Raw genomic sequence first — 18,815 nt, forward strand, 5'->3', positions numbered from 1 at the left:
TATCCGACCCCCTAGCGTGACCCAACGCACCCCACACGGGAAAGTTACGACCGTTCACCCCTTCTGATGGTGCGACGGACAACCGTCCATCACGCCACCACCTTGTCCGCATACGTTCGTCCCGCTGCGAGCCGCCGGGTCAACGGCGGCTCCCCATACGGGAGATCGGGGGTGCACTCGTGCGCATCGGACTGCTTACGGAGGGTGGCTATCCGTATGTGAGCGGTGACGCCGGACTCTGGTGCGACCGTCTCGTGCGCGGACTCGGACACCACGAGTTCGACGTCTACGCGTTCAGTCGCAGCCAGGCCCAGGAGGACGACGGCTGGGTGCCGCTGCCGCCGCAGGTCGGCCGGGTGCGTACCGCGCCGCTGTGGACGGCCGAGGACGACGGGGTGGTGTACGGCAGGCGCGCGCGCCGGCGCTTCGCCGAGCACTACGGCGAACTCGTCGCCGTCCTCTGCGCGTCCGGCTCCGCGACGGCGACCCCCGCGGTGGCACCCGACGCGGGCCCCGGGGGCGCCGGAACGACAGGGACGACCCGCACCCAGGCCGAGGCGGACCGTTTCGCCGGGGCGCTGTTCGGTCTCGCCGAACTCGCCCGCGAGGAAGGCGGTCTCACCGCCGCCCTCCGTTCCGAGACCGCCGTACGCGCCCTGGAACGCGCCTGCCGTGCGCCCCGCGTGCTGCCCGCCGTGCGGGAGGCCCGGGTGCCGGACCTGCTGGCCGTGGCCGCGCACCTGCACCAGGCCCTGCGCCCCCTCTCCCTCGACTGGCACGAGGAGGACGGGCTCGGCGCGGTCGACCTGTGCCACGCCGCCTCCGGCGGCACGGCCGCCCTGCCGGGTCTGCTCGCCGGCCACTTCTTCGGCGTCCCCCTGCTGGTGACCGAGTACGGCGTCCGGCTGCGCACGCACTACCTGACCCGGCCGGACTCCTCATCCGCCGTCCGGTCCCTGCTCGCGGCCTTCCACGGCCGGCTCGCCGCCGAAACCTACCGGCGGGCCGCGTTCATCACCCCGGGCAACTCGCACACCCGCCGCTGGCAGGAACGCTGCGGAGCCGACCGGACGAAGGTCCGTACGGTCCATCCCGGCATGGACGCGGCGCCCTTCGCGGAGGCGGGCGAGTCGCCGGAGCGCGCCGACCCGCACACCCTCGTCTGGACCGGCCGGGTGGAACCCGCCAAGGACCTGGTCTCGCTGCTGCACGCGTTCGCCGGGGTCCGTACGGCCGAGCCCTCGGCCCGCCTGCGGATCATCGGCGGCCCGGCGGGCCCCGAGGGCGCCCCCTACCTCGAGCACTGCAGGGACCTGGCCGCGCGGCTCTTCCCGGACGGAGCCGAGGACCCGCACGCCGACGGCGCCGGTCCGGTGTCCTTCGAGGAGATCGGCGGCCCGGGGCTCACCGGCCCCGCCGACGCGTACGCAGCGGGCGCCGTGACCGTCCTGTCCAGCGTCGTCGAAGGCTTCCCCGCCGGACTCGTCGAGGCGATGTTCGCCGGCCGCGCGACGGTGTCCACGGACGTCGGCGCCGTGGTCGAGGTCATCGGCGGCACCGGACTCGTCGTACCCCCGCGCGATCCGCGAGCACTCGCCGAGGCGTGCGTGTCGCTGCTGCGCGACCCCGAGCGGCGCGCGCGCCTCGGTGCCGCCGCGCGCGCCCGCGCGCTCGAACTGTTCACCGTCGAGCAGAACGTCGCCGCGTTCCACGACCTGTACCTGGAGATCGTCGCGCGCACCCCGGTCCGCCACGTCCTCCTGAACGCCACCGGTGATCCCCTGCCCTTCGCCGCTCCCGCCGAGGCCCATGTCCCCGGCCGCTGGGCCGACCTCACCTCCCACCGGCCGTCCCGCACCGTCCCGGCCTGGGCCACGGACACGCCCGTGCGGGCCACCGCCCCGGCTCGGTCCGCGACCACCCCGGTGGCGGACGCGTCGCCCATCCCCGTGACGGAGGCGGCGCGATGACGGGCCTGGACGAACTGGACCGCGAGACCGCGCGGCCCGGCCCCGGCCAGGGCACCGCCGACCCCGTGAAGGCGCTGCTGCACCGCCACCGCGAGCTGTGCGAACGCGCGGTGGATGCCCTGGAGATCGCGGCGGGCCTCGAGGCGCACGGCGTCACCGACCGGACCGCCGCACGCTTCCGGCACCGGGACGTCTTCTCCCTGGCGGAGGAGCTGTACGCCCGCATCCCGCGCGACGGCGACGTCTCCCGCCCCTCCGCCGACAGGGCCGCCCCCGGGCTCCGCGCCGGCTGGGTCCTCCTCACCCTGCTCCCCGGCGCCCTCTGCCTCGCGTCGGTGGCCGCTCTGCGCCTCACCCACGGCCAGACCCGCGTCTACGCCGTCTCCGCGGGAGTCCTCGCCATCGCCCTGGCCATGCGCGCGGCCCTGCGACGCGGCAGGCCCCTCGGCACCACGCCCGCCGCGTCCAGTCCACCCACCACGGGCACGGCGGCCTGGACCTGCTGGCTCGTCGGATACGCCCTCCTGGGTGACGGCCTGCTCCACACCGCGATCACCGGCGGTCCCGACGGCCCGCCCACCGGTGTCACCGGCGGCGGCTGGGCGCTCGCCGTCGCCCCGGCCCTGGCCCTCACCCTGGCCTTCGCCCCCGGGGCCTGGAGCGCCCGGCTGTTCGCCGTACGGGCCCGCCGCAAGGTCGCGGCCAGCCGCGGTCTCGAGGACTTCGCCGACTCCGTGCGCCCCCTGCTGTTCGGCGCCTTCGCCCTGTTCCTGTGCGCCCTGGCCGCGCTCTTCGCCCTCTGCGCCACGGCCCTGGACGAGCCCTTCACCCTCCACGAAGTGCTCACCCTGGGCGCCCTCTTCTTCCTGGCCCGCCTCCTCGCCCTCCACGGCTTCACCCACGCGCCGAAGGTGGTCCTCGTCGCCGCGGCCCTCGCCCAGGGGGCCGTCCTGGCCGTGGTCTTCACGGCCCGCCTGCCCGGCTGCGGGGCGCTGGCCACCCCCGTGGAAACCCTGGTCGCCGCCTGGGACCCCAGCGGCGTCCCCACCCTCATCTGCGGCGCGGCCGCCCTGACCCTTCTGATCCACGCAGCACGCACCCTCACCCGAGCCTCGGCCCACGCCCAGCCGGAGGCCCCACCCCAAGGAGATCCCGCATGATCGCCCGCCCAGCGGCCTCGGTCGTCACAGGAGCCGCCCGATGAGAGTCCTGCTGATCGGAGCAGGCGGCTACCTCGGCCGCTTCGTCGCCGACCGTCTGCTCGCCGACCCGGCCGTCCAGCTCACCGCTCTCGGCCGCGGCGACGACGCCGACGTCCGCTTCGACCTCGCCACCGGCAGCCCCGGTGCGCTCACCCGCTTCCTCGACGCCGTGCACCCCGGCGTCGTGGTCAACTGCGCCGGTACCACCCGCGGCGGAGCCCGCGACCTCACCCGGCACAACACCGTCGCCGTGGCCACCGTCTGCGAGGCCCTGCGCCGCAGCGGCTGCGGCGCCCGGCTCGTGCAGATCGGCTGCAGCGCCGAGTATGGACCCAGCCAGCCCAACTCCTCCACGGCGGAGGACGCCGTCCCCCGCCCCGGCGGTCCGTACGGAGTGAGCAAGCTCGCCGCGACCGAACTCGTCCTCGGCTCCGGCCTGGACGCCGTGGTCCTGCGGGTCTTCTCACCCGCGGGCCCCGGCACCCCCGCCGGTTCGCCGCTCGGCCGCCTCGCCGAGGCCATGCGCCGTGCGATGCAGTCCGGTGACGGCGAACTGAAGCTCGGCGGCCTCGGCGTCCAGCGCGACTTCGTCGACGTCCGGGACGTGGCGCGCGCCGTCCACGCGGCCTCGCTCTCCGCCGCGCAGGGGGTCATCAACATCGGTTCGGGTCGCGCCGTCCGCCTGCGGGACGCTGCCGGGGTGCTCGCCCGGGTGGCCGGATACAGCGGCGTTCTGAACGAGCTCGACGGCTCGCCCGGTGCTCACCTCTCCCACTCCGCGCACGGCGGGCACGGCGGTCACGCGGGGCACACCGCCCACCCCCCGCATCCGAGGCCGGCCATCGGGCACCCCCGCGGCGAGTCCGACCAGCACACGGCCGCGGTCGCGTTCCCCTACCCGGACGGCTGCGGCAGCTGGCAGCAGGCGGACGTGCGCACCGCGCGCGACCGGCTCGGATGGCGGCCCCGGATCAATCTCGAGGAGTCCCTCGCCGACATCTGGATGGAGGCGGCATGCCGCATCTGACCAACCGGAACCACCCGGGCGGTTCGGTCCGCCCCGGCCGGTCGGCCGCCGCGGGCGACAGCAGGCCCGGGGCCGGCAGGGGCACAAGCACCGGCACCGCTGCCCGCACCGGCTTCGGCGTGCCCGGTCTGGCGCATCCTCTCCTCGCTCCGGCCGAATGGAACGCGCTCACCCGCCCGGGAGGCGCGAGCCCCGCTGCACCGGGTCGTCCTGAACGTGGCCGAGGGACCCGGAGCGCGACCCGATCCGAGCTGCCTGGAAGCGGCCGGCCGCCTGCGCAACGCCGGTGTCCGCATTCTGGGCCATCTCGACCCGGCATACGGTCTCCGGGGTTTCGGTGAGCTGGTCTCGGACGACCACCGGTTCATCGACTGGTACCAGGCCGACGGATTCCTCCTGGACCACTGCCCCGCGGACCGCGCCGGGCTCCCCGAGGTCCGGCGCGTGGTCCGTACGCTCCGGGCGATCCATGACGATGCCCACATCGTCCTCGGCCACGGAACCCACCCGCACCCGGGTCACGCGGACATCGCCGACCAGCCGGTCACCTTCTCCGGCCCGTGGCGCGACTACCGCTGGTCACAGGTGGCCGAGTGGACCGCAGTCCATCCGCCCGAGCGTTTCTGCCACTCGGGGGGCCCTTGCACTGTGCCCGCCCGGGTCGCGTGGTCCGGTGCCGCGTCTGGAGGAGGCGCCGCGCATCGCCCGCCGGCAGGGCGCCGCGACTGTCCGGTTCACCGACCACGACGGCAACATCGGCCACTGGGAGCAGCTGCCCGGCTACTGGGACGATGTTGTCTCGCAGGTCGGGATGGGTGTCTCGGAATGAAAAAGGCCATGGCACTGTTGGGGGGAAGAACAACCGTAGTGATTGACCGACCAACGGAGTCCCCGTGTCGTTGCCACCCCTGGTCGAGCCGGCCGCCGAGCTCACCGTAGACGAGGTCCGCAGGTACTCCCGCCACCTGATCATCCCCGACGTGGGGATGGCCGGGCAGAAGCGGCTGAAGAACGCCAAGGTGCTGTTCGTCGGCGCCGGTGGCCTGGGTTCGCCGGGGCTGATGTATCTGGCCGCGGCGGGCGTGGGCACGCTCGGCATCGTGGAGTTCGACGAGGTCGACGAGTCGAACCTGCAGCGACAGATCATCCACAGCCAGGCCGACATCGGCCGGCCCAAGGCCGAGTCCGCGCGCGACACGATCAAGGGCATCAACCCCTACGTGAACGTGGTCCTCCACGAGGAGCGCCTCGAGGCCGACAACGTGATGGGCCTCTTCAGCGACTACGACCTCATCGTCGACGGCACGGACAACTTCGCGACCCGCTACCTGGTCAACGACGCGTGCGTGCTGTTGAACAAGCCCTACGTCTGGGGCTCGATCTACCGCTTCGACGGCCAGGCCTCCGTGTTCTGGTCCGAGCACGGCCCCTGCTACCGCTGCCTCTACCCGGAGCCCCCGCCCCCCGGCATGGTCCCCTCCTGCGCCGAGGGCGGTGTCCTGGGTGTGCTGTGCGCGTCCATCGGCTCCATCCAGGCCAACGAGGCCATCAAGCTCCTCGCCGGTATCGGTGAGCCGCTGGTCGGCCGCCTGATGATCTACGACGCCCTGGAGATGCAGTACCGCCAGGTCAAGGTCCGCAAGGACCCCGACTGCGCGATCTGCGGCGAGAACCCGACCGTCACCGAGCTCATCGACTACGAGGCCTTCTGCGGCGTCGTCTCCGACGAGGCCCAGGCGGCGGCCGCCGGCTCCACGATCACTCCCAAGCAGCTCAAGGAGTGGATCGACGACGGCGAGAACATCGAGATCATCGACGTCCGCGAGCCGAACGAGTTCGAGATCGTCTCCATCCCCGGCGCCCGGCTGATCCCGAAGAACGAGTTCCTCATGGGCAGCGCCCTGGAAAGCCTCCCGCAGGACAAGAAGATCGTCCTGAACTGCAAGACGGGCGTCCGCAGTGCGGAGGTCCTCGCGGTCCTGAAGTCCGCGGGCTTCGCCGACGCCGTCCACGTCGGCGGCGGCGTCGTCGGCTGGGTCAACCAGATCGAGCCGGCCAAGCCGATCTACTGACCGATCCCCGGGGCGCCTGACGCCGGGGTCGCCACCGCGACCCCGGACAGGGCCCCGGTCCCGGGCGTTTTCGGCGAGGGCTTCGCGCACGCACCACGGGTGCGCGAAGCCCCCGCCGTCGTCAAGAGCAGACCTTGCCGTCCTCCGGCACCGTGCCGTCCAGCAGATACGCGTTCACGGTGGAGTCGACGCAGTCGCTCCCACTGCCGTACGCGCCGTGGCCCTCGCCCTTCCAGGTGAGCACGGTTCCCACGCCCTCGCCCAGCTCGTCCGCCATCCGCCGCGCGCCCTCGTACGGGGTGGCGGGGTCGCCGGTGTTGCCGATCACCAGGACCGGCGCGGCACCCGGCGCGCTCACCTCCGGGGTGTCGTGCTGACCGGGGACCGGCCAGTCGTGGCACCAGCCGGCCGTGTCCCAGCCGAGGAACGGGCCGAACACCGGCGACAGCCGCTCGAACTCCGGCAGCAGTTCCTCCGTCTCGGCCGCCGTCATCCGCTGCTTGTCGTCCAGGCACGATATGGCCCGCTGCGAGTGGGTCGTCGTGCCGTACTTCCCCGACGCGTCCCGTTCGTTGTAGCCGTCGGCCAGCGCCAGCAGCTCCGAGCCGTCGCCCTCCTCGGCCGCTTCCAGGGCGCTGGTCAGCACCGGCCAGCTGGTCTGGCTGTACAACGGGAGGACGATGCCGGTCAGTGCCAGCGACTGGGTCAGCTCCCGCCCCTGCGAGGACGTCGGCAGCGGCTCGGCGTCGATCCGGTCCAGCAGCTCCGCTATCTCACGCGACCCCTGCCCGGGGTCCCGGCCGGTGGACTTCAGATAGTTGTCCAGCGCGCGCTGGAAGCCACGGGTCTGGTTTTGGGCGTGCCCCACCGTGTCGGCGGTCGGGTCGACCACCGCGTCGAGAGTGAGCCGCCCCACCTTCTTCGGGAAGAGGTGGGCGTAGACGCCGCCGAGTTCGGTGCCGTAGGAGATCCCGAAGTAGTTGAGCCTGTCGTCGCCCAGAGCCTGCCGGATGCGGTCCATGTCACGAGCGGTGTCGGTGGTCGACACATGGGCCAGCAGCTCGCCGGCCGACTCCCGGCAGCCCTTTCCGAAGTCCGTGGCGTCCGCGAGGTACGCCTGCTTTTCGGACGGGGTGTCCGGGGTGAAGTCCACCGACTCGGCCGCCTCGATCTCCTCGTCGTCCCGGCAGCGGATGCCCTCGCTTGCGGCCACCCCGCGCGGGTCCCAGCTCACCAGGTCGTACCGCTCGCGCAGCTGCGAGGCGGTGGTGGCGTAGGAAGGCATCCCGGACACGCCGGAGCCGCCGGGGCCGCCGAAGTTGAACAGCAGGGATCCGAGGCGGTCGTCCCCCGTGGCCTTCGCCCGGATCAGCGCCAGCCCGATCGTCCTGCCGTCCGGCTCCGACCAGTCGAGCGGTACCTCGAGCGTGCCGCACTGCCATTCCTCACCGGGTGCGGGCGTGTCCCCGGAGGCCTCACAGGGCCCCCAGCCGATCGCCGTCCCGCCGCTCCTGTCCTGGTCGTCCGAGCCGTCGTCGGAGGAGCCGCCGCTGCATCCCGCCGTCAGCAGCGCGGCACAGGCCGCCAGAGCCGTCCACCGTACGAAACGCGTCATGTGCCACATTCCCCTCGCGGGCCGTCCGCACCGTGCGGCGGATGGCGGTCAGGCCATGGTAGGCAGATCCAGCGTTCGTCACGGAAGCCTGTGGATAACCTTCTGACCTGTTGTTTTGTTGAGTTGTTCGGTGTGTGTTCGTCGCTGCCCGCTACAGGGCTTCCTTGCGGGTGAGGTGGTTGAAGGCCAGCCACCCCGGGAGAACCGGCAGCCACAGGGTCAGCAGCCGGAACAACAGGACCGCGGGCGCGGCGACCTCGCTGGGCAGGCCGACCGCGATCAGACCGACCGTCAGGGTCGCCTCGACCGCGCCCACACCACCCGGGGTGGGCGCCGCCGACCCCAGCGCGTTGCCCGCGAGGAAGACCACCGCCACGCCGGCGAGGCTGACCGACGTCGTCCCGTCGCCGAACGCCTGGACGGAGGCGTACAGGCACAGCACGAAGCAGGCGGTCAGCAGCAGCATGCCACCGATGCCGGTGACCAGCTTCTGCGGGCGTTGCAGCACATCGAGCATCCGCGGCACGACACCCGCGAAGAGCGACCGCACGCGCGTGAAGAGGAACTTCCGCAGGAACGGCACCGAGGTCACCACCAGCACCAGCACCGCCACCGTCAGCAGACCCGCGATGACCGTACGGGACGGTGACAGCGAGGGCGTCTTCTCGGTACCGGTGAGATAGCCGAACGCCAGCAGCATCAGGATGTGGCAGCCCAGCCCGAACAGCTGGGACGCGCCGACACTCGCCACCGCGAGCCCCGGCCGCACCCCGGCACGCTGGAGGAACCGGCTGTTCAGGGCGACACCGCCCACCGCCGCCGGGGCGACGATCTTCACGAAGGAACCGGCCACCTGCGCCGCCACCGTCCTGACGTACGGCACCCGCTCCGGCACGAACCCCAGCAGCGCCAGGGCGGCGGCGAAGTAGCTGGCCGCCGAGAACAGCGCGGCTGCCGCCACCCAGCCCCACTGCGCGTTGGAGATCAGTGGCCCGAACTCGATATGGGTGAGCTGCGTCAGCAGGAAGTACCCGCCGATGGCGCCCGCGATGAAACTGATCAGCGTGCGCGGACGCACCCGCTCGAGGCGGACCGGCTCGACCGGCGCCTGTGGCCTGATCCGCAGCACCTCGTGCCGGATCTGCGTGAGCAGGTCCTCCTCGCGTGCCTCCTCCAGCGCCTCGTCGATCGCCCGCTTCTCGGCCCGCTGTTCCGCGCGTACGGCCTTCTTGTCGGGCTTCCCGCCCTCGAGCCGCCCGTCGACCGAGGAGCCCCCAGAGTGATCCGAGGCCTGCTCCGTGCGCAGCAGCTTGGCCTGCCGGGAGGCCTCCAGGACCGCCTCACGTTCGCGCTCCGCCCGCTCCCGGGCGAGCCTGCGCAGCGTCGCGCGCGTGGAGCGGCTCAGCGCGATCGACTGGAGCATCGGCAGGCAGTCCGCCACGGCGTCGGGGCCGAGGACGCTCAGCGCGGAGGCCACCGCGCGTTCGGCGCCCACCCGCAGCCCCAGTGTCACCAGCAGCTGGGAGACGTCCATGCGCAGCAGCACCTCGCCGGCCGCGATCTCCCCGCTCCGCAGATCGGTGAGGATCACCGCGCCGGAACGATCCACCAGGATCGCGTCGCCGACCAGCCTGCGGTGCGCGATCCGGCGGGACTGCAGAGACCGCACCTGATGCCAGGTGCCGTGCAGCAGTTCGTCGGTGATCTCCTCGTCCGGCAGCGAGTCGAGGGTGCGCCCGCCGCTGTGCTCGTAGACGAGCATCACCGCGTCGGGACCCAGCTCGGACATCGCGATCAGCTTCGGCGCGTTGGCACCGGCCGCGATGGCCGCGTACGCCAGCAGTGCCTCCTGCTCGAGTGCCTGGCGCAGGGACTGGAGGCTGCTGCGGGTGGCGAAGCCGCGCAGGGTCAGATTGCGCCACGCGCGGTAGAAGAAGCCCTGTGCCTGCTGCTCGCGGTCGACCACCGTCACGTCCAGCGGCGGGCCGTCCTCCAGGGTGACGAAGTACCGGCGGCCCCGGTCCCCGGTCTCGACGGCCTCCGGCGCCTCCTGGCGGGACGCGCTCACCGGATGGAAGCCGACCGTCCGCAGGCCCGCCATCAGGGTCTGCCCGGTGGGACGCACATTGGGCGAACCGACCGCATAGAGCGTGCCGTACGCGACGGTCCAGCCGAGCAGCACCGTCAGGATGACCGAGAACGGGGTCGTGTACCCGGTGACCAGCATGGAGAAGGCGTCGAGGAGCAGCACGACCCACAGCACCGCGCGCCATCTGGGCCTGCGGGACATGCCGACGGCCGTCATGTAGGCGATGACGGGTGCCAGATAGCCGTGCACCGGATCGGTGAGGGCGTGGACGTCGCCGGGGGAGGGCTGGGTCAGCGCCTCCTGGATCGAGCCGGGGGCCGCCCGCGCGACCCACAGATCGGTGGCGAGTGTCACTCCGTGCGCGAGGACGGCGGCGAGCACACCGTCCGCGATCCGCAGTCCGTCCCGTTTGATCAGCCGTTCGATGGCGAAGGCGACCGGCACCAGGAGGATCGCGATGCTGGAGGCCAGACCGGCGATCTTGATGAGCAGGTCGGGAGCCTGACCGGTGCCCTTGGTGATGTCCTGTTCCAGCCCCGAGGTGGTGCCGTGGGCGAACGCGGCGATCGCCAGCAGCACTCCGATGGCGAACACGCCCACCAGGAGCCGCACGAGATCGGACGGACGGTGCACGCGCGCGGGGAGCAGGGGTTCGTCGCCCTCCACCTCGTCGACGTGCGCCGGATCGGTGCCGTTCCCGCCGTCGGTGCCGTCGGTGCCGTCGGCGTCCGGAGCGGCCTGCTTCCCGGTCCCGGCCGTGCTGGTGCCCGCGTCCTCGGTGCCGGCGTGCTGTGGATCGGCGTCGCGCGGATCGGTGCCCTGGGAGCCGGGGCGGTCGGTACGGCCGGTGTCCGGGCGCGCCGAAGCGTCAGGGGTGCCCGCCTCCCCTGGGTGCGCACCCTGTTCCGTCATGGCCTCGTCTTGATCTCGTATCACCGGTTCACCGCCCGCACGATGGTGGCATGCCGCACCGCCGCACGCGGGTGGCAGGGTCGAGGTGCGGGGTCGCACAGTCTGCCCGACACACGGTTCCCGGGCGAGGCGTACGTACGCCCCGGTGCGCGCGGGATCGCCGGCCGCGTTGTCGGTGGGGTGGTGCAGGATGGGCGGGATGAGCCAGCAGAGCCTTCCGTCCGACACCGCCCCGAAGTGCGCGGGCACCCTGCCCGAGTACGCCGAGCGGGTCCTCGACGCGGCCGAGCGGATCCCGCCGGGCCGCGTCCTGACGTACGGCGACGTGGCCGAATGGCTGGAGGAGGGCGGCCCCCGACAGGTCGGGCGCGTGATGGCGCTCTACGGGGGAGCCGTCCCGTGGTGGAGGGTCGTCCGCGCGGACGGGGCGCTGCTGCCGGGTCACGAGCTGAGGGCCCTCGACCACTACCGCGCGGAGGGCACTCCCCTGAGGGAGGCGGGCCGGGCCGCCGAGCGGCACCTGCCGCGCCTCGACATGAAGCGCGCGCGGTGGGACGGCGGCGGGTCCGCGAAGGACGGCGGCCGGCTTCCGCCCTCGGACGTACCGCCGGGTGACCTGTGATCCGTACGGGGGAGACAGGGCACCTCCGAACCATGACGTACGTTCGTGAGGCAAGTGACACGCGTGCCGCGTGTGCCGGGAGGGAAGAAGTGGAAGCCCTGCTTCCGCACTCTCCGTCGGCGTAGCGTCAACCGCGCGTGTCCCTCGCGACCCCGCGGCCACAGCCCGCCCCACGCGGCGGAACGGCAACCAGCACACCCACCAGGACCGGCGAACCACGTGAGCTCCTCTTTCTCCACCAACGGCCTGTCGCACCCCCAGGTGCGACGGGGGAAGCGTGGCGCTCATCGACTGGTCCGTACCCCGCCGGCCCCCGCATCCCCCCCTCGGTTGGACGTCGCACAGCGCTCCGTGGTTGACCACGGGACCGGACCGATGCTCGTCCTCGCAGGTCCGGGCACCGGGAAGACGACCACACTGGTCGAGTCGGTGGCTGCGCGCATCGCCCGGGGAGGTGACCCCGAACGCATCCTCGTGCTGACGTTCAGCCGCAGGGCGGCGGTCGAGCTGCGCGACCGCATGGCCCTGCGCACCGGAGCCGCGCACGCCCCGCAGGCGACCACGTTCCACTCGCTGTGCTACGCCCTGATCCGCGCGCACCAGGACAGCGACCTCTTCGTCGAGCCCCTGCGACTGCTGTCGGGCCCCGAACAGGACGTCACCGTCCGTGAGCTGCTCGCCGGCCAGGTCGACCTGGAGCGTCTCGGCCTGGCGCATGTGCGCTGGCCGGACGAACTGCGCGCCTGCCTGACCACCCGAGGCTTCGCCGACGAGGTCCGCGCGGTGCTCGCCCGCAGCCGCGAACTGGGCCTCGGCCCCGACGCCCTGGACGCCTTCGCCCGCCGCATCGGTCGCCCCGACTGGCGTGCCGCGTCCGCCTTCCTCGCCGAGTACCTCGACGTCCTCGACCTGCAGGGCGTCCTCGACTACGCCGAACTGGTCCACCGCGCGGTGCTCCTCGCCCGCCGCCCCGAGGCCGCCCGGCAGCTCGCCGCGCGGTACGACGCCGTGTACGTGGACGAGTACCAGGACACCGACCCGGCGCAGGTACGACTGCTGCAGGCGCTGGCCGGCGGCGGCCGCACCCTGGTCGCCCTCGGCGACCCGGACCAGTCGATCTACGCCTTCCGGGGCGCGGACGTGAACGGCATCCTGGACTTCCCCGACGCGTTCCCCCGCGCGGACGGCCGCCCGGCCCCGGTCGAGGTGCTGCGCGTCGCGCGCCGCTCCGGCGCGGCCCTGCTGGCGGCCACCCGCCTGGTCACCCAGCGCATGCCGCTGCCCCGCCTGCCCGCCGAGAAGGTCCGCGCCCACCGGGAGCTCACCCCGGTACGGGGCGGCGGCCGGGCCGAGGTCTACACGTACCCGACCCCCGGCACGGAGCTGGACAACATCGCCGACATCCTGCGCAGGGCCCACCTGGAGGACGGCGTCGCCTGGCGGGACATGGCCGTCCTGGTGCGGGCCGGCTCCCGCACCCTCCCCGTCGTCCGCCGCGCCCTCACCTCGGCGGGCGTCCCGGTGGACGTCGACGGCAACGACCTTCCCCTGCGCCACGAACCGGCGGTGGCCCCGCTGCTCACGGCCCTGCGAGCGGTGGCGACGGCGGCGGCCGGCGGGCCGGGGGCGGAACCGGATGCCTCGGGGCAGGAGAAGGGGCAGGCGCAGGGGCGACGCTGCTGGCTCGACACCGAGACCGCGCTCACCCTGCTCGCCTCTCCTCTCGCCGGCATGGACGCCGCCGACCTGCGACGCCTCGGCCGGGCCCTGCGCGAGGAGGAGCGGGCCGCGGGCAACGCGCTGCCGCCGCCCTCGGACGACCTCCTCGCGCGGGCGCTGGCCGAACCCGAACGGCTGGTCGTGCACGACCCCACGTACGCGCGCGGAGCCCAGCGGCTCGGCACGCTGCTGCGCACGGCACGCGAGCGCCTGGCGAACGGCGGCACCGCCGAGGAGGCGTTGTGGGACCTGTGGAACGGCACCCCGTGGCCGACTCGGCTGGAACGCTCCGCCCGCCGCGGCGGCGCGGCCGGACGCAACGCCGACCGGGACCTCGACGCGGTGTGCGCCCTGTTCGCGACCGCCACCCGCGCGGAGGAACGCACCGGGGGCCGCGGCGCCCTGAACTTCCTGGAGGAGATCGACGCCGAGGACATCGCCGCCGACACCCTCACCCGCCGCGCCGTACGCCCCGACGCCGTACGCCTGATGACCGCGCACCGCGCGAAGGGCCTGGAGTGGCGGCTCGTCGTCGTGGCCGGTGTCCAGGAGGGGCTGTGGCCCGACCTGCGCCGCCGCGGCTCCCTGCTGGAGGCCGACCGCATCGGCCGCGACGGGCTCGCCGAACCGCTCACCCCCGGCGCGCTCCTCGCCGAGGAACGCCGCCTGTTCTACGTCGCCGCCACCCGCGCGCGTGAACGGCTCGTCGTGACGGCCGTGAAGGCCCCCGCCGACGACGGCGACCAGCCCTCCCGCTTCCTGACCGAACTCGGCGTCGAGCCCAAGGACGTCACCGGGCGCCCGCGCCGCCCGCTGTCCGTCGCCGCGCTCGTCGCCGAGCTGCGCGCCACCACCGTCGACCCGCGTGTCTCCGAGCCCCTCAGAGAGGCCGCCGCCCGCCGGCTCGCCCGGCTCGCCGCCCTCGCCGACGAGGACGGCCGCCCCCTGGTGCCGTCCGCGCACCCCTACCGCTGGTGGGGCATGTACGAGCCCACCCGGAGCAAGGTGCCGCTGCGCAGCCGCGACCAGCCCGTCGTGCTCTCCGGCAGCGCCCTCGACCAGCTCGCCAACACCTGCGCCCTGCAGTGGTTCCTCGGCCGGGAGGTGAAGGCCGACGCCCCCGCGACCGCCGCCCAGGGCTTCGGCAACGTGGTGCACGTCCTCGCCGACGAGGTGGCCTCCGGACACACCCCGGCCGACCTCGCCGTCCTCATGGAACGGCTCGACTCCGTGTGGAACGCGCTCGCCTTCGACGCGCCGTGGAAATCGCAACAGGAGAAGCAGAACGCGCGCGTGGCACTCGAACGTTTCCTGAAGTGGCACGTCATGGACCGCACCGGCCGCACCCCGGTGGCCAGCGAGCACGACTTCGACGTCCGCCTCGAAGCAGGCGACTACGAGGTCCGTGTCCGCGGCCAGATGGACCGCGTCGAGGCGGACGGCGAAGGCCGCGCCTACGTCGTCGACTTCAAGACCGGCAAGCACGCCCCCAGCTCCGCAGAGGTGGCCCGCCACCCCCAGCTCGCCGTCTACCAGCTCGCCGTGCAGGAGGGAGCCGTCGACGAGGTCTTCGACGGTGTCCGTCCCGGGACGGGCGGCGCCGAACTGGTCCAGCTGCGCCAGCCCGCGGCCAAGCGGGACGGCGGAGAGACCCTGCCCAAGGTGCAGGCCCAGGAGTCGCTGGGGGGAGAGGGAGAGCAAGGGGAGTGGGTCGGCGACCTGCTCGCCACGGCCGCCGGCAAGGTCCTCGACGAACGCTTCACCCCGAGCGCGGGCCAGCACTGCGCCCACTGCGCCTTCCGCGCCTCGTGCAGCGCCCGCCCCGAGGGGCGGCACGTGGTCGAGTGAGCGGTCCGGTGCGCCCCGCCGGCCCGGCGGGGCGCACCGGCGACCGGCATGACGCATCACACCACCCGCGCCGACCTGCGGTTCTCCGGACGCTGAGGGGCGGTACGGCCTTCTGCCGGCAACCGCCGCTAACCTCTGCATGTGCATGCACCCATCAGCGATCCCGAGCAGCTCAAGGAGCTCCTCGGGATCCCCTTCACCCCCGAGCAGACGGCCTGTATCGTCGCGCCGCCCGCTCCTCAGGTGATCGTGGCCGGAGCCGGTTCCGGCAAGACGACGGTGATGGCGGCACGCGTGGTGTGGCTGGTCGGCACCGGCCAGGTCGCCCCCGAACAGGTGCTCGGCCTCACCTTCACCAACAAGGCCGCCGGTGAACTCGCCGAACGCGTCCGCAAGGCGCTGATCAAGGCAGGCGTCACCGATCCGGACACCATCGACCCCGACAACCCGCCGGGCGAACCGGTGATCTCCACCTACCACGCCTTCGCGGGCCGCCTCCTGACCGACCACGGGCTGCGCATCGGCCTCGAACCGACCTCCCGGCTCCTCGCCGACGCCACCCGCTACCAGCTCGCCGCGCGGGTGCTGCGCGAGGCCCCCGGCCCGTACCCCGCCCTCACCCGTTCCTTCCCCGACCTGGTCGGGGACCTCCTGACCCTCGACGGCGAACTCTCCGAGCACCTCGTGCGGCCCGAGGACCTGCGCGGCCACGACACCGAGCTGCTGCGCACCCTGGAGAACACCAAACTCACCAACGCCGACCTGCGCAAAGTGCCCGAAGCGGCCGCCGCGCGGCGCGAACTCGCCGACCTCGTCCTGCGCTACCGGGCCGCCAAACGCGAGCGAGACCTGCTCGACTTCGGTGACCAGATCGCCCTCTCGGCGCGACTCGGCCGGATCCCCGAGGTGGGCCGCGTCCTGCGCGACGAGTTCCGCGTGGTCCTCCTCGACGAGTACCAGGACACCTCGGTCGCCCAGCGCGTCCTGCTCGCCGGCCTGTTCGGCGGCGGCACCGGCCACCCGGTGACCGCCGTGGGCGACCCCTGCCAGGCGATCTACGGCTGGCGCGGCGCCTCCGTCGCCAACCTCGACGACTTCCCCGAGCACTTCGCCCGGGCCGACGGCGGCCCCGCCACCCGCCAGTCGCTCAGCGAGAACCGCCGCAGCGGCGGCCGCCTGCTGGACCTCGCCAACGGCCTCGCCGAACCCCTGCGGGCCATGCACGCGGGTGTGGAGGCCCTCCGCCCGGCCCCGGGTGCCGAGCGGGACGGCACCGTGCGCTGCGCCCTGCTGCACACCCACGCCGAGGAACTCGACTGGATCGCCGACTCCATCGCCCACCTCGTACGCACCGGCACGGCGCCCGGCGAGATCGCCGTCCTGTGCCGCACGGCGACCGATTTCGCCGAGATCCAGAGCGTCCTCGTCGCCCGGGACGTCCCCGTCGAGGTCGTCGGCCTGTCCGGGCTGCTGCACCTGCCCGAGATCGCCGACCTGGTCGCCGTCTGCGAGGTCCTCCAGGACCCCGGTGCCAACGCCTCGCTCGTCCGTCTGCTGACCGGCCCGCGCTGGCGCATCGGCCCGCGCGACCTCGCCCTCCTCGGCCGCCGCGCGCGCCTGCTCGTGTCCCACGCGCGCGTGGGCGGCGAGGACGACCCCGACCGCCGTCTCGCCGAGGCCGTCGAGGGGACCGACCCGTCCGAGGTGATCTCGCTCGCCGACGCCCTCGACACGTTCCTGGAAACCCCGCTCGACGGCCACGGGGACGACGACGGCCTGCCCTTCTCGCCGGACGCGCGCGTACGGTTCGCCCGGCTGGCCACCGAACTGCGCGACCTGCGCCGCTCCCTGGCCGACCCGCTGATGGACGTCCTGCACCGCGTCCTAGCCGTCACCGGCCTGGAGATCGAACTGTCGGCGTCCCCGCACGCCCTGGCCGCCCGCCGCCGCGAGACCCTGTCCAACTTCCTCGACATCGCCGCCTCCTTCGCCGCCGGGGACGGCGAGGCGACCCTGCTCGCCTTCCTCGGCTTCCTGCGCACCGCCGCCCAGTACGAGAAGGGCCTCGACAACGCGCTGCCCGGCGGCGAGAACACCGTCAAGGTGCTCACCGCGCACAAGTCCAAGGGCCTGGAGTGGGACGTCGTGGCCGTCCCCGGACTGGTCACCGGCACCTTCCCCAGCGGCCAGGGCCGCGAGAAGTGGACCGCGCAGGGCAAGGTGCTGCCGCACGGGCTGCGCGGCGACGCCGACACCCTGCCCGACATCGAGTCCTGGGACTCCCGCGGCCTGAAGGCCTTCCACGAGGCGATGAAGGAGCACCAGCACACCGAGGAGCTCCGCCTCGGCTACGTCACCTTCACCCGCCCCCGCTCGCTGCTGCTCGGCTCCGGCCACTGGTGGGGGCCCTCGCAGAAGAAACCGCGCGGACCCTCCGCGTTCCTCCAGGCCCTCCACGACCACTGCGCCGCCGGGTACGGCGAGACCGAGGCCTGGGCGGACGAGCCCGCCGAGGACGACGAGAACCCCGCCCTGCAGCGCGCCGGCCAGGACCAGATGTGGCCCCTTCCGCTGGACGACGACGCCCTCGCCCGCCGCCGCGCCGCCGCCGACACCGTCCTGGCCCACCTCGAGAGCCTCGCCGGCCACCCCGACGACCGCCCTGCGGCCGCACACCCCCAGGACACGTACGACGACCCGGACTGGCCCCCGCCCCCGGACGACGAGGAGCTCCCGCCCGACGACGTCGCCCCCTTCGCCGACGACGTGGCCGACGAGGACGACTGGGACTCCTGGACCGCCCACCGCCCCACGGACGGCCTCCCCGCCGACAGCCCGCCCACCGGCCCGCCCGCCGGCAGTCTCCCGGCCGGCCGCCCCGCCGGCCGCCGTCCCACCGTCCCGCACCAGGCGACGGCCCCGGAGCCCGCCGCGCCCCGCCTCACCCCGGAGGAGGCCCGTACCGTCGCCTCCTGGGACCGCGACCTCGACGCCCTCGCCGGCGAACTGCTGCGCGCCCGCGACAGCGTCACCGAGGTCCTGCTGCCCGCGTCGCTCACCGCGTCCCAGCTGCTGCAACTGGCCGCAGACCCGGACGGCTTCGCGCGGGAACTGGCCCGCCCCATGCCCCGCCCGCCGCAGCCCGCCGCCCGCCGCGGCACCCGCTTCCACGCCTGGGTCGAGGCCCGCTTCGAGGAACTGACGCTGCCCCTGCTCGAACCGGACGACCTGCCCGGCAGCGAGGCCGAGATCGCCGACGAGCACGACCTCGCCGCCCTCAAGGACGCCTTCGAGCGCACCGAGTACGCCCACCGCACGCCCTACCGGGTGGAAGCCCCTTTCCAGCTGGAGATCGCCGGCCGGGTCGTCCGCGGCCGCATCGACGCCGTCTACCGGCAGGACGAAAGCGACGCGGGCGGGCACGGCACCGGCGCCGGGACGACGTACGAGATCGTCGACTGGAAGACCGGCCGAGGCCGCACCGCCGACCCGCTCCAGCTCGCCGTCTACCGGCTCGCGTGGGCCGAGCAGCAGGGCGTCCCCCTGGAGTCGGTCACCGCAGCCTTCCTGTACGTACGCACCGGCGAGGTCGTACGCCACGACGCGCTGCCGGACCGCGCGGCCATCGAACGGCTGCTCCTGGAGGAACCCTCCGGAGACCCATCGGGCGATACACCGGGTGATACCCCCGGTGAGATACCGCACTCCGAGGACACCCCCGCGGGCCGATAGGCTCGAG

Annotated in this window: 9 protein-coding genes and 1 pseudogene; 8 read left to right on the top strand and 2 right to left on the bottom strand. The window is 73.5% G+C overall.

From position 1 onward, the window contains the following. Positions 1 to 179: 179 nt before the first annotated feature. The 5 genes and pseudogenes from ACWZEH_RS23125 (at position 180) to moeZ (ending at position 6,271) form a co-directional block, all read left to right on the top strand. Positions 180 to 1,970, top strand: coding sequence for a DUF3492 domain-containing protein (locus tag ACWZEH_RS23125; RefSeq protein ID WP_456193026.1), 1,791 nt, complete (start codon positions 180 to 182; stop codon positions 1,968 to 1,970). Then, positions 1,967 to 3,130 (top strand): hypothetical protein, encoded by a 1,164-nt coding sequence (locus ACWZEH_RS23130; RefSeq protein WP_456193027.1) that lies wholly within the window; start codon positions 1,967 to 1,969, stop codon positions 3,128 to 3,130. Before ACWZEH_RS23125 ends, ACWZEH_RS23130 begins: the two co-directional genes overlap by 4 nt. A gap of 40 nt (positions 3,131 to 3,170) precedes the next feature. Further along, positions 3,171 to 4,199, top strand: a complete 1,029-nt coding sequence (locus tag ACWZEH_RS23135; RefSeq protein WP_456193028.1) for an SDR family oxidoreductase — start codon at positions 3,171 to 3,173, stop codon at positions 4,197 to 4,199. Next, positions 4,187 to 5,028: pseudogene (locus ACWZEH_RS23140) on the top strand (spherulation-specific family 4 protein). Before ACWZEH_RS23135 ends, ACWZEH_RS23140 begins: the two are co-directional and overlap by 13 nt. A gap of 64 nt (positions 5,029 to 5,092) precedes the next feature. Next, entirely contained in the window at positions 5,093 to 6,271 is a 1,179-nt protein-coding gene (moeZ, locus tag ACWZEH_RS23145) for an adenylyltransferase/sulfurtransferase MoeZ (RefSeq protein WP_456193029.1), read from the top strand. A 121-nt stretch (positions 6,272 to 6,392) separates the two neighbouring features. Here moeZ and ACWZEH_RS23150 read toward each other — a convergent pair whose 3' ends face one another. After that, complete coding sequence (locus tag ACWZEH_RS23150) at positions 6,393 to 7,886, bottom strand: alpha/beta hydrolase (protein WP_456193030.1); 1,494 nt, start codon at positions 7,884 to 7,886, stop codon at positions 6,393 to 6,395. 151 nt (positions 7,887 to 8,037) lie between these two features. Beyond that, positions 8,038 to 10,887, bottom strand: coding sequence for a lysylphosphatidylglycerol synthase transmembrane domain-containing protein (locus ACWZEH_RS23155; RefSeq protein WP_456193031.1), 2,850 nt, complete (start codon positions 10,885 to 10,887; stop codon positions 8,038 to 8,040). A gap of 199 nt (positions 10,888 to 11,086) precedes the next feature. Here ACWZEH_RS23155 and ACWZEH_RS23160 point away from each other — a divergent pair, with 199 nt between their 5' ends. The 3 genes from ACWZEH_RS23160 (at position 11,087) to ACWZEH_RS23170 (ending at position 18,808) form a co-directional block, all read left to right on the top strand. Continuing rightward, on the top strand, positions 11,087 to 11,509 hold the full coding sequence (locus tag ACWZEH_RS23160) for an MGMT family protein (RefSeq protein ID WP_456193032.1): 423 nt from the start codon (positions 11,087 to 11,089) through the stop codon (positions 11,507 to 11,509). A gap of 219 nt (positions 11,510 to 11,728) precedes the next feature. After that, complete coding sequence (locus ACWZEH_RS23165) at positions 11,729 to 15,076, top strand: ATP-dependent helicase (protein ID WP_456193033.1); 3,348 nt, start codon at positions 11,729 to 11,731, stop codon at positions 15,074 to 15,076. A gap of 141 nt (positions 15,077 to 15,217) precedes the next feature. After that, a complete protein-coding gene (locus tag ACWZEH_RS23170) occupies positions 15,218 to 18,808 on the top strand; it encodes a UvrD-helicase domain-containing protein (protein ID WP_456193034.1) in 3,591 nt (1,196 codons plus the stop codon). Positions 18,809 to 18,815: the final 7 nt, after the last annotated feature.

It is taken from the genome of Streptomyces yamdrokensis (genome assembly GCF_053890455.1).